Below are 16,426 nucleotides of genomic sequence, written 5' to 3' on the forward strand. Positions count from 1 at the left end.
CTGCTTGGCTCCGGAGGACAACGCGTGAAGCTGATCCACGCCGCCGACTTGCACATCGACAGTCCGCTCCGCGGTCTGTCAGCCTATGAGGGGGCACCGGCCGAGGACCTGCGCACCGCCTCCCGGCGTGCTCTACAGGGCCTGGTGGACCTTGCGATCTCCGAGTCGGTCGATGGCGTCCTCCTCGCCGGCGACATCTATGACGGCGACTGGCCTGACTTCCAGACCGGACTCTTCTTCGGCAAGCAAATGTCCCGGCTGCGGGCGGAGGGCATCCCCGTCTACGTCGTCTCCGGGAACCACGATGCCCAGAACACGATGACGCACCGGCTGCGGCTGCCGGACAACGTTCATACGCTCGACGTCGACGAGCCCGAGACCGTCCTCAACGAGAAGATCGGGCTGGCGGTGCACGGACAAGGTTTCCCAAGGTGGAACATCACCGACAACCTCGCCCTCGGTTATCCCCCTCCCTGCCGCGACCTCTTCAACGTCGGGCTGCTGCACACGGCGCTCACCGGCCGCGACGGCCACGACAGGTATGCTCCCTGCACTGTTGATCACCTGGCAGGAAAGGGTTATGACTACTGGGCGCTCGGCCACGTACACAATCGCGAGGTCGTCCAGGAGGACCCGTGGATCGTCTTCCCCGGTAACATCCAGGGCCGCCACGCCCGGGAGACCGGCCCGAAGGGCTGCACCCTGATCACGGTCGGCGACGACCTACGAGTGCGTTCCGCCGTCCACCATGACCTGGACGTGGCGCGCTGGGAGCATCTCCGCATCGACGTCTCCGGAGCCGAAGACCTCAATACCGTCACCGACCTGGTACAGGTCCGGCTCAACGCTCTGTCCTGCGGGAAGCTGCAAGCCGTACGGGTCAGCCTCACCGGCCGCAGCAGCGCTCACCTACAGCTTTGGCACGGACGGCATCGGTTCGTCAACGAGGTTCGTTCACTCGCCAACGACCTCGGCGACCTGTGGGTGGAGAAGGTACGCATCGGCACCCGGCTGCCCGACACGCCCGACGAAGGAACTATCGGGGTGCTCGCCGATCTCCGGCGCACGGCGGCGGCACTCCGTTCGGACACCCATGCCCTGCACCGAATGATCACCCAGGATCCTCTCTACGCCCAACTGCCGCCGGAAGTGCATCATCGCGACGGCATTCGTCCCGATGACCCGGACTGGCTGCAACGCCTCGGCAACGACGCCATCGATCTGCTGGAATCCATGCTCACGGAGGAACGGACCCGATGAGGATCGACCGGCTGGACCTGATCGCATTCGGTCCCTTCAGCGAGATGACGCTGGATCTATCCGCACCCGGCATCCATATGGTCGCCGGGCCGAACGAGGCCGGCAAATCGACGGCACTGCACGCGATCGATCAGCTCCTTTACGGCATCGACGAGCGATCGCGCTACGACTTCGTCCATGCCAAGGCGGCACTGCGGCTCGGTGCGCTGGTGCGGGGCTCAGAGGGCACGCTTGTGGAGTTCATCAGGGTCAAGGCCCGCAAGACGCCGCTCCGGCGCATCGATGGAGAGCCGCTGGACCAGTCGGTGCTGAACACGATCTTGGGAGGCATCGACCGATCTACCTTCACGTCGGTGTTCGCTCTGGGCAGTGCCGAGCTGCGCCAGGGTGGTGAGGCGCTGGCGCGCGGAGGCGGAGACTTCAAGCAGGCGCTGGCCGCTGCCCGGTCAGGAGGCCGCCTGTCTGATGCTCTGCGCACGATCGAGGAGCGTCTTGGCGTCTTGTACAAGCGGCGGGGCCAGAACCCTCGGATCAACACCCTTCTGAGCGAGCTGAAGCAGGCGAAGAACCAGGTGCGTGCGGCGACTCTGCGCCCGCAGGAGTACCTCGAAGGGGAACAGGAGGTCAAGGACGCAGGAATTGCCGTGAACACGCTCACCCTGGAGCTGGAGCAGGCCAGGAGCGAGCAATCCCGTGTGGAGCGACTTGTGCGGGCTTTGCCGGGGCTCAACCGTCGCGGCGTCCTGCTGACCAACATCGCAGCTCTGGAAGCCGCAGGGGCGATCGCCCCTGCGGAGGTCGTGGAACGCCTGCCTGAGCTGCGGGAGGACCTGCGGCTGGCGGAGAGCAAACTGGCTGACACGCGGCGGCGCCTGGACGCTATCGGCCACGAATTGATCGAGCTAGTCGTCGATGACGATTTCCTCGCCGTGGAGGACGCAATTGATGCCCTCTATCAGGAGCGGAAGGCGGCTGCGGGAGCCGCAGATCGGCTGGCCAGTTCTTCCGACGCTGCAACAGACCTCCGTGACCGGGCGTTCTCCCTCCTCGCTCAGGTCCACATAAACGCGACGCTGGACGACACTGACCTCTATATGGTGCCGACGTCCTTGCGGACGCGCATTCATGAGCTGCATGACCAGCGCACCGCCATCGACGCGGACCTGGCACGGGATCGTAAGGCGATGGCCCAGCGCCGGCGCAATCTGGAGGAAGCCGAGAAACGGCTCAGCGAGCTTGCTCCGCTCGAAGACACGAGGCCGCTCCAGGCCGCGCTCAACGCCGTTCCTCAAGACCTGCTCACCCGCATGGCCGCCGCCGACGAAGACGTCCGGCGCCTGGACGACATCGTCAAGCGGGCCACGCTGGAGCTGAGAATCTCGGCATCACAAGTCGGCGTCATGACCGTGCCCACCCGGGCCCAGGTCGACGAGCATGTGGAGACGCGGAACGACCTCAAACGGGACGGGCGCGAGCTGGTCAAGCAGCGGAAGGCGCTGACCGCCAGGCTGGATGACAAGCGCCTCAACCTGAACACCCTGCTGAGCGACGACCCGCCCCCGACCGAGGCGGAGCTAGCGGGGGCCCGGTCCGTCCGGCACGAGCTCTGGCTCGCGATCCGCGGCGGGCAGCACGACCAGGCAGGGGATTTCGAGCTGTCCCTTGACCGCGCCGACCAGATCGCAGACCGGATGCGCCGGGACGCGTCCCGGATCGCCGAACGTTACCGGCTGGAGCTCGAGATCGGTTACGACGAGAAGACGCTAGCCGCGCTCGACGAGGAGCAGGCCGCCCAGGACGACCGGGCCGACCGTTTGGACGCCGAATGGGACTCGCTGTGGGAATCCTTTCCAGGCCCCGTGCCCAAGCCAGGCGCCGCCCCATCCACATTGGACGTTGTCGAGAAGCTCCGTGGCGGTCTCAAGGATCTAGGCGATGCCCGAGCACGCCTCTCCTCCCTCCGTGAGCACGCCACCCTGCACATCGCCCGGCTCCGTGAAGTGCTGCGGGCGCCGGGAGAAGTTCCGCCCCTGAGCGCCGAGCACGCCCTGTCGGAACTCCCCGAACTATGCGAGATCGCCGGGCAGCGGCTGACCGAGCAAGCCGAGCTGGCACGTACGCACAACACGTACGAAAGCCGTCTCGTCACGGCCCGCGACGAGCTGATCGCCGCCGAAGCCGAAGTCGCCGAGCACGAGCGGAGCCTGACCAGCTGGGAAACCGCCTGGTACCAGTTGCTTATACAGGCGAAACTGCCCACCGACCGGGACACCACCGGTGCACTCACCGATCTGGAATGGCTCGGCCAGGTTGTTTCCTTCGTAGCGGAGGCCGCCAAGAACGAGCGTGACTCTGAAGAGGCCGCCGCAACGCTCGACCGGTTCCACACCCGGCTGGCCGCCACCGCCTCCGCCTGCGGTCATGCGATGCCGGACGACGAAACCGGACGTCAGCAGCTTGTCGGCGACCTCTACAAGAAGGTTAAGGAGAACCGATCCGCTGCGGACCGGCGAGATACGCTCGTTGACGATCAGGCCAAGCTGCGTACCGAGACTCGTGGCTTTGGAGACGCCGTCAGGGAATTGCGAGCCGAACTCACGCAGCTGTGCGAGAAAGCCAAGGTGGACAGCCTCGACACTTTGAGCGAGGCCGTACGGAGAAGTGAGACCTACAGGGATCTGAAGGCGAGCCTAGTCGAAGTCACGGCGGCGCTTCCGCCCGACGCCGACATAATGCTGGCGGAGTTCTCTGAAACCGACGAGCACCAGCTCACGGCTCGCCTTCACACGCTCACCGACCACGTCGACGACCTTGACGCCCAGCGCACCCACCAAGTCCAGCACCTCGGCGAGAAGAAGACGGAGTTCGCCCGCTTCGACGGCTCCGCCACCGCCACGCAAGCCGCCACAAGTGTAGAGACCACCGCAGCCGCGCTCCTGGAGGAGAGCGAAGAGTATCTCCGTCTGCAGATCGCCCGAAACATCGTCTTGTCCTGTATGGAGGAGTATCGGCAGGCGCAGCAGGACCCGGTGCTCGCACGGGCGAGCCTGCTGTTCGGGCATCTGACGCTCGGCGGCTATAGCGGGCTAGAACTCGATCAGGACGGAGATTCACCGGTCGTGCTGGCACGACGCGGTGCCGAGTTGCTCTCCGCCGACCAGCTCAGTGAGGGTACCCGTGATCAGCTGTATCTCGCGTTGCGGCTGGCGTCTCTGGAACGTTACGCCGAGGAGGATCGACCGCTTCCGTTCATCGTCGATGACATCTTCATGACCTTCGACGACCAACGCACCATTGCCGCGCTCGGTGTGTTGCACGACATGGCCGACAGGTTCCAGACGATCGTCTTCACCCACCATGAGCACTTGGTGGAGCTGGCCCAGACAGAACTCCCGCCTGACCGTGTACACGTTCACCGGCTGCCGCGGTTCGCACTCGAATGAACAAGGTCCCGCAAGCTACGCAGCAGCACCCCCTCCACGGCCGGCCGCCTCTGCAAGCCATCGCTGTTCTTCAACCACCGCGTCGCAAAAGCCGCCAAAGGTTGAGCGCCAACACCGCCCCTGCTTGTCGACTGACGCCGGCCACGCTCGGCGGTGTCCGCTACGGTCAGTGGACACCGCCGACTCTCGTCCGTGCGAAAAGGCCTGGAGCGCGTATACTGCTCCGCTCAGCGATGCCGCAATCCGGTCGACCGGCTGCTGCGGGCCAATACGGCGAGGTTGAGGATCGAGCGTACGAGCCGCTCAGCGTGCTGAACGCTCATCCCGTCATCTCCGTGCCCGTCGAACCAGATCAGAGCGCCATCACTAGCGTCGTGGGTGAGCCATGCTCCTTCGATGACGCCGCTGTCACAGACGTCATCGGGACGGTGCTGAGCGCACCAGGGCCGGCAACCCGGCGTCTTACTCGCTGGTTCTTTCGAATCAGCGATTGCCGCCCGGTCGCGTCCCGCCACGACCAGCACGAGGAGATTGAGTGCGATCTCCTGTGCCTCGTCGAGCGTCAGGTCGTAATTGCAGTGATCCCCGGTGTCGCCCACGCAGACGCGCGGCTCCGCCTCCCGGTAGTGCTGGACGAGGTTGATTATAGAGACGACGGGTTTGTACTGCGGTTTGTCCGGCATCCCGTAGTTGTCGTATGGCATCACCTGAAGAACGGTGTCCAGGCAATGGCTTCCGTGCTGGCGGTCTTCTGGATGATCAGACGAGCTGTGTTCGCGGTCGCACCACGACGGGCAGGCACTCAACGCGAGCCATTCAGCCGGATTAGCGGCTTCACGGCGAGCGCGCTGATGCGCGGAACACTCGACGACCTTGACGTCGAGCAGAGTGCCCGCAGGTTCGAGGAGTCGGTCGTCATTACCGCATTGAACGCATGCGAGGCCCTTGCGCTGAGCAGGGCTGAGGGATTCACGCAAGGCCACCAGATCGATCTCCGCAGTCACCATTACCGCCTCCTGAGCGCTCGCCGTTGCCTCAGCTGACGGGCGCGGAGCAGGAATCGTCGACTGAACCTTTAGATCCTTGGTGGGCGTGCTGGTGTCGGTACTGATGCTCATCGGGATCACGCACCTCTCGGTCGAAGCCGGTGGCTTGCAAAGCGTGGGTGCGTACACGCTCATACTTGGTCATACCTCAGGCACGCACAGCAGTAAAGCCCTAAAGCCTGTTGGCCGGGGTAACGGCTGATGCTCTAGGTGTTTGGTGAACGAGCACGACACGTGCGCCGCGACGAGCGGAGTGCCGCCAAAGCACAGCGTCGGCAGAGACATGGGTGTGGGCTCGATGTCGGCGCCGACGCTTGCACCATGCAGGTCGGCTCCACCTGTTTACACGGCGGAGGCGCCGGCCGAACCAACCCACCTCCATCACGTGCCGCATGCGGGCGTGACCAGACATATCTCCGTGACTGGTTCCTTGCCGAGCGGCCCGTGCAGTACAGGGCGCACCAGGGAGGACCGCTCTCCGTCCAGAGGGCCCGCCGCGGGCACATCCCTTGATCTCTTAGGTGACGCATATAGATGAGAAAGATGAGGTTGATGAGGAAGACGGTAGGGAAGTGACCAAAGAGACGATCGCGGCCGAAAGTGCACACGATGTCGCCCGATAGAAACATAGACACGGTCTCGGCCTATACGTATTTACGTTTGGGATAGACCGAAAAACATGCTTCGACACTGAAGTGGCCAATCTCAGACAATCTTGAGGAATTTGTCGCACCTGTTCGCCACACTTTGCCGTGAAGCGTGGGCACACGGTGGCTTTTAGGAGGCGGACGTGGAACAGCCCCGACGATGGTGGCAAGCCGTACTTCCAGCCGACTGGACGGTTTTCGCACTGTCGGACGACCTAGCGCGGGAACGATACACCGCACTCTTGGCTGCTCTCGAAGAGCTGTCGACTCGAGGACCCATGTCAACCCTGGATGAGATCATCGCCCAAATGCGGAGCGTCGGCTACCATGATCCGCTGCCTGAGTCAGAGTTGCGAGACGCGCTGGATAGGCTTGCCAAGAAGGGGACGGAATTCGTTGAGCCGTTTCGCGACTACACGGCGCCCGTCCGTTCCTACCAAGGTCTGCTCATCCGGCAGGAGGCGTGGGCGCTAACGCGCAAGGGCCGGGGCATAGTCGCCGCTGTTCGAGCAGCTGTGCTCGACGCACGACGAGCATTGCAACTTCCCAGCAGGCTGCTTGACAGCGTCGAGTTGACCGTACGCAACATGCTGGAGCACCTGTCGAGCGAAAACGGCATCCTCCCTATGGACCTGGATGACGTGCGGACACGTATCGAAGAACTGCAGCGCGTCACAGCCGACTTCTATACGGCTTTGGCGCAGTTGGTGCAGTCAGACGTCACTGACGATGAGCTGTTCGGTGACAACCGGGATCGGGTCATCGAGGCGTTGCGGCAGTTCCCTCGCGAATACGAGCGTGCCCTGCGGCGAGTCGAGGCCGCATTGGCCGACCTGCGTGCCGCAGGTCACCGGCGGATCGTTGAAGCAGCAGTCCCTCATGCTGGACTGATTGACGTCCGCGACCAGCAGTATTGGGTAGAGGAGCGGGTACGCCGAATATCGGATCTTGAGGCATGGTTCACGTCGGATGGCACCGTGCAACGGCTGATCTCATCAGCGACTGGAGCCGTATACACGCTCCTGATAGCCATCGAGCGCCGGTATTCAGCTCGCCGCCGCGGCTCGGACCTCGGACGAGACTTTCACGTGCTCGCACGAAGCTTGTACCGGCAGCCCAGCGACGAGGAAGCTCGACGAGTCTTCGCTGCAGCCTTCGGCGACTGGCCTGCACGGCACGCGACGGCGGGTGGAACAGAAGAAGAAGACGTTGCCCATGGCACCTCAGCGATTGCAGGCAGCTCGCCGTGTCAGGTCGAGGTGACGTTGCGCGAGCATGAACGACAAGGACGCCCCAGCGGACGCCCGCGCAAGGTTCCTGACACTTCGATGGAACGTGCCGCCGCAGTCGCAGAAGCGTCGGTTGAGGCCGCCCGCCGCCGGCGTCTGGCCGCGCGTCTGATCACCAATGGGGAGGTCGGGCTCGACCATTTCGCGGGCTTGGACTCTGAGACAGCTGTCGTCCTGTTCCGAGCCATCGAGACTGCGCTCGCGCAGTTCGACCCGAAATCGGGTTGCGGAATCGCTCCCGCTGATAGCGCGAATGTCCTTGTCGAAGTCAGGCCAGGCGTTCTCGGTAGGACCGTGACGGTGGACTTGGCCGAAGGGCGACTGACGGGCCCAGATCTTAGGGTGCGCGTCATCGCAATCCAATCCGAATTGACCATAGTAGCTACTCGCAAAAGGGCTGATCGGAAGGTGATGGTCGTATGAGCGGACCTTACCTCGACGCGGATCTCCGGGAGGCTGCTCGGACCCTGGTCGCGACCGGACGACTTCGTGCCGAGTGCGACCCTGAACGCTACCGAGCTGCCGTCAAGGGTCGTCATGAGCTGGCTGCGTTCTTCCGCTAGCAGCTCGGGTGGACCTTGGAAGTGCTGGAGGTGGCCGAACTCGTCCGGCTTCACAAGCGGCGTATGGACGTTCCTGCCGACAGAGGGCCAAGACTGGAGCGCGGACGAGGCGATGGGCCTCTGACGCCCAAAGAGGTGCTTGTGTGCACCGCGCTAGTGTGCGAACAGCTCTGGCGCCGATCTCGAATGAGTCTGCGCGAACTGCTCCAGGCGATCGCACAGGTTTGCGCTGCGGAAGCCCCGGACGGCACCCTTCCGGAGTTTCCGGTTGTCGCGCCGAACGGCGTCGGCAAGCAGGCGGCACGGCAAAATCGGCAGCATCTCGTGGACGCGCTCAAGCTGCTGGTGGCGGAAGGCACCATAGCGGTGGACGCCGACCTGGATCACGCTGTGGATGACGAGGACAGTGATCTAGTGGTCAGTGCGGCCCGTGATCGCCTGGCCGCCAAATTTTCCTCCCTATCGCCGGTACTGCTTGGCTTGGACACGCTCCCGCCCGAACAACACTTCACCGCTCTGTCAGCGCAATCTCTGGTTGATCCGGATGAGATGGCTCATTCGAACGTGCCGTCCAGCTTGGAAGATCGACGGCTACGTATGGTTCGCCGACTCGTTGACGATCCAGGCTCCGACCCCATCGACGATCACACGGATGGCTCGCCATACCTGCATACTCTGTCGGGCCGGGAACGCGCGCTCAACATCGTCGGATCCCTTGGCTACACCACAACGGTCAGGCGAGATTGGTGGCAGGTCACAGATCCGACAGGAATAGGCACCGATACCACGTTCCCGAACGGTCGCCGCACAGAACGGCAGGCCGCGCTCGCGCTGCTTGCCGTTCTACCTCGCCGCGCGGACTCCACGGCGCCGCTACCCGTCGCGGAGGTGCTCGGTGTGTTGGAGCAGGCACGGGAGGACTTGCCCCGCTGGGCAGCCGCCTACTTCGGGCGGCTGCCGGTCCTCGCCCGAGCCGCCGCTGCCGAGCTTGTGGCGGCGGGCCTTCTCCGGGAATCTCCAGAAGAGCCCGACATCTGGCTTCCCACCCCTGGAATCCACATGTGGCGCGTGCGCGTCCGCCCCAGCGCAAAGGCACAAGGCGAGCCCCTTGATGCCTGCGGATTCGTTCAAGCGCCCCTTCCTCACACCGACGAGAACCCAGGGACCATGTCATGACAAAGACTCAGCACCCCGCTCATCTGCTCGCTGCGGGAGACATCGCCACGCTTGGGGTTCCGGGCACGGACGACCGTTGGCAGCCCACTCGCGCCGGCGTGGTCAACTCGTGGGCCTGGGCCGAGGAAACCTTGCTGTTCGCAGATGGCTGGCTCGCGCTGGCCGGCCCCAATGGCTCCGGTAAGTCTCTGACCGCGTCCATGCTGATCACTGTCCTGCTCGACGCCGAAACAAGTCAAACGGCACTGTCGGTCTCGGGCAAAGCGAGCGGAACTCTCACCAGCAGACACACCGACCGGAACGAACGTGAGGACCGGACAGGCGCCTGGTGGCTGGAGTACGGCCTACGTGACAGCGCTACCGGAAAGACGACATACCTGACGACCGGGTTGTGGCTGAGGTCCACCGGCAGCGAACTGCAACGCGTGTTCTTTCTCGCACCCGGCCGTGTTGGACATGATCTGATTCTGCAGCGCGATCGCGAGGCGATTCGGGTAGCCGACCTTGTCGATCAACTGGTCGAGCTCCATGGGGAACTATTCACCTCGTCCTCGACCCTGAGGAAGCAGATATCGGCACGTCTATCTGCTGTCGGCGACGAGTGTGGTTACCGGCAAGCCATACGAACGCAACTGTTCGCACCTCTGGACGAAGTACAGTTCGAGGCATTGATCGCCGTGCTGCGCAGCCTGCGTAGCGTCCGCACTGCCGAAGCTATATCGCCGTCGAGAATGCGGGAGGTCCTCACCGAAGCTCTGCCTGCCCTCGAGCCCGACCAGCTCAAGCTCATCGCCGAGGCAATGGAACGCATCGCCGAGTTGGAGAGCCAGCTCGACCGGGCCCGCGCTGAAGCTCAGCTCTTGAAAGACGCACATCGCTACTACCGGCGCTATCTCACCGCCGTCAGCCAGCTTCAAGCGGTCGAGCTATCGTCCGCCAACAATGCCTATGACGACCAGACCCGGCTCGCCAGGGAAGCGAGTGAAAGCCTGCAGAGTGCCGAGAGTGCACGATCATCGGCCGACACTAGGTTGAAGGCGACTCGGAACGCGATCTCCCGTCTGGAAGGCGAGCTCGAGGCCGCTGACAAAGTACTCGGTGAACATGTCGGGGCGGAACTGCCGCATTTGGAGACGAGAGCCGACGATCTGACTACTGCCGCAGATGACGCAGACATAAGAGCCGAGCAGGCTCAGGAAAGTGCAAGTCACGCAATTGAGCAGGCCCAAGAATCAGCCGGTTCCGCTCTTGATGCGCAGCGCCACCTCGACAACCTGACAGGCCAGTTGCGACGTGACTCTTCTGCCCTCGGGGGCGAACCGGCATTCGATCGGCTCCTCACGGCACTCCACGGGGTCGCAAGCATAGAAGCAACAGCGTCGATTCCTGCCCTGGACCTGTCCCAGCTGGGCGCCACGCCGACCGCCTGGACCGAGGCGCGCAACAAGCAGATCAGCCAGGTGAAGGCCGCCCTCCACCAGCACAGCGAGGCGCAGCACTCTGAACGTGCGATGGCTCAGATCAGACGCCGAGCTGAGCAGAACGAAGATAAGGCCCGCGTCATGGCCGAGGGCCGATCACGATCGAGTCGGAAGGCCGAATCTTCGCTCCGTAACGAACTCGACGTCTGGTCAGCGACCCTTCGACACGTCGACTCGCCGCCCGAGAGACTCGGTAGCTCTGATGATCTGGCATCAGACGAACTATTGTCTCCTGGGGCGGTGAGCATGTGGCTGGAATCCGCCGTCGCCACTGCTCGCGTCCGCATCGACGTCGCGGGGCATCGGGAGCGAGCGACTACCGACGCCGCCGTGGCATCCCAGGCCGCCCAAGCTGCAGTACAAGCACGTGCCGCGCACACAGCGGAGCTCGTTCGGGTGGAGAAGGCAGCCACTGATCTTCGAAAGGTCAGCGTCGAGACCGGAGCAGAAGCCAAGGCAGACGAGCAACAACGTGTACAAGCTCATAAGGACCATGCGAGAGAGTTGGCGGCCGCCCAAGCGAGCCTGACTGCGGCGCGGCACCACCAGTCTGAAGGTGCGGCAGCAGCAGCCCGGGCAGCACGCGATTGGCTCGCGAAGGCCCACCGCTGGCTAGGTTCTCTGAGATTCCTAGATCAGAAAGCCATCACCCTTCCTGAGCTCACCGAAGATGTCTCTCCGGCTTTGCTTGAAGCGCTTGATCCCGCTGCGGTACAGCTGGCGGCGCACAACGCCCACGCGATCGCGGCCCCTGAACTCCACGGCCGAGTCTCCGCCGCACGCAACCGAACTAAGGAGATCGCTGATCGCATAGACATTCTCGAAACCGACCTGGCACAGGCGCGCCAGGCACCTCCCATTCCAGACGCGCCGACGTGGCGGAGTCGCCATCCCGAAGACGGTGTACCGCTATGGGCTCTGGTCGACTTCGCTGACAATCTGTCCTCGTCCGATGCCGACCGGCTCGAAGGTGCGCTGCTGGTGTCCGGGCTCCTTGACGCGTTGGTCACTGCTGACGGGCTTCTGGCCACGGGGGATCTCGTCATCACCGCCCGACGACCGGCTGCGGGGCGGACACTCGCAGACTTCCTTCGTCCTGAAATCCACCATGACGTGCCTGCTGCCCAAATCGCGGGAATCCTGCGAGCCATACCAGTCGATGCTTCCATGAGCGGCCACCTGCCCGGCACGCTGGCCAATGGGGTGCTAACCGCGTCCTCTCCCCAGGACTATCGAGCCACCTATATCGGCAACACGGCTCGCGAGCGCGCCCGTCGTGAGCGCATCGCCAAGCTTGAGGGCAGGCTCGCACGACTCAAAGGCGAACTCGCCCTCGCCCGAGAAGAGTTGAGCTCCCGAGAGCGGGACGTGCAGATCGCGACCGACGAACGTGACGGCGTCCCGACGGACTACTCTCTTCGCGCAGCTCGTGATCAATTGACTCAGCTCACCAAAGATCTGGACCTTGCCACACAACAGACGGACCGCCTGACCGCCCAAGCAGAGCGCGTTCTCCTGAAAATCGTGGCGGATCTGGCTGCCAAGGCTGCCCAGCGTGCTTCACGGCTAGCCGAGGCTCAACAAGAGTTGCACCACTGCGAGCAAGCCGCGAACGCTGCGGACACGCGAGCAACCGAAGCGGAGTCAGAAGCGGCCGATCTCGCCAGTATCGCGGCCGACAGCGAAATCGCCTACGTGGAGGCCAACCGCGCGCAGGAAGAGGCTGACGCGGAACATGAAGGGTTCCCCCACGCATCGCTGACCAGCGTGGTTCATGCACAGGAGGCGGAAGCTCGAGCCGACGACGAATTGCGGCGTGCTCGTAGAGACGTAATCGACGCAGTCGAGCAACACCAGCAAGCCAGTAGCGCGGTCAAAGAAGGACTTCGGGCGCTGAATCAAACGGCGACCTTGCCTGACGGGTCGCTGTTGCCCACCTCCCGCGAGGCGCTCGACAAGCACCTCGATGCAGTCTCGTCTCTCGCCCGCGCCATCGACGGTTGCTCTGCCGCTGCCCAACGATGCCGCGACCTGATACAGATCGCCCGGCGGGATGCCGGCAGCGCCGCCACGCTGCAAACCGCCGCTGTTAAGACCGCCGATGCCGCAACCAACGCACGGCTTCTGGCAACGAACGCTGTTGCGAAGGTTGCCAAGATCCGCGAGCTCCATGGTGCCGAGTACCAACAACTGATTCATGCTCGCCAGCTCGTCGCCGACCAGTTGCGGCATGCCAAAGATGCAGTTCAAACGTTGCAAGCTGAATGGCAGGCCGCGGAACGGGAGACGGTGGTAGCCCAAACCACTCTCAACAACATCGAACCCCATCGTGCCGAGGCCGAGCACCACCGAGACCGCTCTCTCCGTCTGCTTGGCCGCCTGGTCGACGAACGGCTCGCCGCCCTGCCTGAAGACCTACCAGCCGACGAAGCCGGCCGACCCGCGAACCTCACCTCTGGTCTCCGCTGGGCCCGCCGCCTCCTAGCTGACAAACCTGCCAGCCCCGAACGTATGAACACCCTTACCCAGAACCGCAACCGCGCCCTAGCCGCGTTGGAGGACAAGGTCCGTACCGCCAGTACCGCGCTCGCCCGCTTCAACCGACAGATCGTCCTTGTCACCGTGGAAGACACCGAGTGGCGACGAGCTATCATCGCCGAACCGGACGCCGCCCGAGGCGACGATCTCGATCTCGCCATCCAAGCCCTACACGCCAGTATTGGTCAACTCGAAGAGGACCTCCGCGACGACGTGAAGCAGACCTTGAAGACGGGCCTGTTCACGAAGCTGCGGCGCGATATTCAACTGCGCCTGGACGCCGCACGTGAACTGGTCAAACAGATCCGTGCAACCTTGCAAGAAGTCCGCACTGGCGTGGCCAATGTAGGTGTCCAGGTCGACTGGGATGTTCGCGACGACAAGGACGCTCAGCACATGATCGAGCTGATCAAGCACCCGCCGTCCGAGGAGACATTCGAGCGCATGTACACGATCTTGCGGCAGCGCATGGACGAAACAGTCGGCGAGCCGTGGCCTGATCGCGTAGCACACACCTTCGACTACCGCGCCTGGCATGAATGGGACATTGCCGTAACCCACTCCTCATTCGGCGACGGCGAGGCGTTCAGGAAAATCTCCTCACGGTCCAACCCGCTGGAATCACTGTCAACCGGAGAGCGCCGGCTCGCCACCATGCTCCCTCTACTGGCCGCGGCATGGTCCATGTACTCCGGCAAGACCTACTGCGGGCCGCGCCTGCTGTCGATCGACGAGATCGATGCTGCCTTCGACGAGCCGAACCTCCGCCAAGTTCTTGGGCTCCTCCGATCGTGGAACTTCGACATCCTGGCCACCACACCGTCCCTCGCGCCTATGATCAAACGAGAGGCTGGCCAGGCCGTGGTCCATGAAGTCGTGGCCGCTGGAAGACACCGCATCACTGTTCCGTGGCTGTGGGAAGGACATGGCGAGGCACGACCGCTGACTCTCGACTTGGGCAGCTCATCATGAACCGCGACCTCGACCTGATCGTGCACGATCCTGACTTCGCGCGGCTATGGGCCAGCATTCACGAACGATTGTGCGCAGGAGTACCAGCTGACCGCATCGCCATGGTGAGGGTGTCCGATCTCTCGCCTGCCGCGATCGCTGAGCTTCGCTCCTGGTTGGACACCACGACCCGGCGTCGACGTGGCCGGTCAGCAGTCATCGTAACCGACGCAACCGCAACCGTCCCCGTTCGCCAATTACTATCTGTGCTCCAGATATCCTCGGAGGATCTGGTCACTCTCGCTGAAAGGGCCACCGGCAAACGCATCGTGAACCGGGCCGTCGCCCGCAGGGAGGCCTCCGAACGGCGGCAGGACCTGTGGGCGTACGCCAACGACCGACTTCCTCAGTTGTCCAGTCTGGTCGAACGCATGCGGTCAGCAGGCGTCAGCGACGACGAGCCCGAGATTCGCCGTTTTGTCAACGCCCTGGCCGAGGTAATCAGCAAGCTGCCCTTCAAACCTCCCATCAGCCTGCCCAAACTTGCCCACGACTACGCTGGGGACCCTCACTATTTCGACCTGAAAACATTGAACGGAGCGCGGCTGATCTCCGCCATCGCAGAGTTCGTTGGTGAGCCGGAATGTGAACGCCCCGATCGTGTCCGCGCTTTGCTCGCCAGCGTGGGAATCATCGCTGATCGCCTGTCATCCACAGTCCTCTTGTACCGAGTGCAAGTCACGGGCAATGGCGTGATGGACCGCCGCCTTCGCGACGCGACGACCCCTGTCGCGGTCACCTTGCTTGATCTCATTCTTGATCCGCCGACCCTGGCACAACAGACCCTGACCGTCGTCGAAAACCCGTCCGTTCTGGAGGCGGCTATGGTGTGGGACAAAGATCTTCCACTCGCGTGCACCAGCGGGCACCTACGGGGCGTGGACCATGCCTTCCTTCAGCTCGTCTACGATCAACGAGCTGTCACCCTACGATACGCTGGCGACCTCGACGCCGACGGTATCCACGTTGCCTCCTACATTGCTGAAAATTACGGCGCCGAGGTGGTCGCAATGGATGCAGAGACGATCGCCGAGGCCGGATCAAAGCCTTCCGCAGTACCACTCGGCTCGCTCATAAATCCGACCCTGAAAGCAACATATGGCCTCTCGGAATACGTTCTGTTCCAAGAGCACGACACGGTCCTTAGACGCATATTTGACACTTCCCTTCCCCCCCGCAACGCCAGAACGGGAAGGAAATAGTTAGCCCTTTCGTCGCTGATCCTTATAATCACCACAGCAATCGCTCCATTATGTGGTGCGTGCCTGTGATTCTCTCCATGCACAATACCGAATAGAGGGCAACTGAATGCACAGGCAAAAAGGCCGCGTCGAGCCATCTCCACTGCTGCAATCAACGCGGCGGAATCAGTGCCCGAGTGAGATCTTCGCGTAGACGGTCCTTCAAAGATGCGGGGTCGTCGGTTTGCTGGTGTGCGATGCTGATCGTTGAAACGCCGCAGCAGTTCAGCAGCCAAGTCGCGGGCACAGACGGCTGGTGACAGCTCGTGGCCAACGGTCAGGCTCGACGAGTCGCCCAAGGTCACTAAACATGTCCACACTCAGGCTGAAGGTGTGGTGCACGGCGTCTTCGAAACCGGCCGGGCTGGACCTCTGCCTGCCATAGCCCTCTCTTCAAAGAGCTCGGATTGGATGCCGTTCGGGTACGCGCGTGGGATCACGTGGTCGTGACCCCTCTGGGCCAAGACCCTGGAGTCTGCCCGTGACACGTACGGGCTTGTAGTTGGGCCCTGACAAGGCCAGAGGGATTGGATAGTGCTGTGGGTAGCAGGGCCGGATCAGCCGTAGGCCTGATCCCACGGTGGGCGCTGTAGCGCTTCGAGTCCGAGGCCCTCAGACCGTATGCACGATTGGATGAGCAGGCGGGAGGGTAGATGTTAGCCTCGTGCTTTCGCGGTGAATTTCGCACGAGTTGATCGACTACATGAGAAAAGTGCTTCTGAGCTGGGAGG

Annotated in this window: 6 protein-coding genes and 1 pseudogene; 6 read left to right on the forward strand and 1 reads right to left on the reverse strand. The window is 63.2% G+C overall.

Annotation, left to right across the window (positions count from 1 at the left end):
• Positions 1-24: 24 nt before the first annotated feature.
• Together ACWDRB_RS29675 and ACWDRB_RS29680 are read left to right on the forward strand one after the other, a co-directional pair.
• Positions 25-1,260 (forward strand): metallophosphoesterase family protein, encoded by a 1,236-nt coding sequence (locus tag ACWDRB_RS29675; protein WP_449899038.1) that lies wholly within the window; start codon positions 25-27, stop codon positions 1,258-1,260.
• Positions 1,257-4,703: an AAA family ATPase gene (locus tag ACWDRB_RS29680; RefSeq protein ID WP_449899040.1), complete on the forward strand. Its 3,447-nt coding sequence runs from the start codon at positions 1,257-1,259 to the stop codon at positions 4,701-4,703. The genes ACWDRB_RS29675 and ACWDRB_RS29680 overlap by 4 nt, the downstream gene beginning before the upstream one ends.
• Positions 4,704-4,930: 227 nt before the next feature.
• On the opposite strand, the gene ACWDRB_RS29685 is transcribed toward ACWDRB_RS29680, so the two are convergent.
• On the reverse strand, positions 4,931-5,821 hold the full coding sequence (locus tag ACWDRB_RS29685) for a DUF6907 domain-containing protein (RefSeq protein WP_449899043.1): 891 nt from the start codon (positions 5,819-5,821) through the stop codon (positions 4,931-4,933).
• Between the two features lie 718 nt (positions 5,822-6,539).
• Between ACWDRB_RS29685 and ACWDRB_RS29690 the strand changes: the two genes are divergently transcribed.
• The 4 genes and pseudogenes from ACWDRB_RS29690 (at position 6,540) to ACWDRB_RS29705 (ending at position 15,656) form a co-directional block, all read left to right on the forward strand.
• Positions 6,540-8,108, forward strand: a complete 1,569-nt coding sequence (locus ACWDRB_RS29690) for a DUF2397 family protein (RefSeq protein WP_449899046.1) — start codon at positions 6,540-6,542, stop codon at positions 8,106-8,108.
• Positions 8,109-8,260: 152 nt separating this feature from the next.
• Positions 8,261-9,424, forward strand: a pseudogene (locus ACWDRB_RS29695) (DUF2398 family protein); the annotation flags it as partial.
• Positions 9,421-14,415 carry an SbcC/MukB-like Walker B domain-containing protein gene (locus ACWDRB_RS29700; RefSeq protein WP_449899048.1) on the forward strand — a complete coding sequence of 1,665 codons (4,995 nt, stop codon included), beginning with the start codon at positions 9,421-9,423 and terminating at the stop codon, positions 14,413-14,415. The pseudogene ACWDRB_RS29695 and the gene ACWDRB_RS29700, both read left to right, overlap by 4 nt.
• A complete protein-coding gene (locus tag ACWDRB_RS29705) occupies positions 14,412-15,656 on the forward strand; it encodes a TIGR02679 domain-containing protein (protein WP_449899051.1) in 1,245 nt (414 codons plus the stop codon). Before ACWDRB_RS29700 ends, ACWDRB_RS29705 begins: the two co-directional genes overlap by 4 nt.
• The last annotated feature ends 770 nt before the right edge of the window (positions 15,657-16,426 follow it).

It is taken from the genome of Nonomuraea sp. NPDC003707, assembly GCF_053587055.1.

Coding starts and splice junctions, on each gene's coding strand:
- ACWDRB_RS29680 (WP_449899040.1), top strand. CDS start 1,257: ATGAGGATCGACCGGCTGGACCTGATCGCATTCGGTCCCTTCAGCGAG.
- ACWDRB_RS29685 (WP_449899043.1), bottom strand. CDS start 5,821: ATGAGCATCAGTACCGACACCAGCACGCCCACCAAGGATCTAAAGGTT.
- ACWDRB_RS29700 (WP_449899048.1), top strand. CDS start 9,421: ATGACAAAGACTCAGCACCCCGCTCATCTGCTCGCTGCGGGAGACATC.
- ACWDRB_RS29705 (WP_449899051.1), top strand. CDS start 14,412: ATGAACCGCGACCTCGACCTGATCGTGCACGATCCTGACTTCGCGCGG.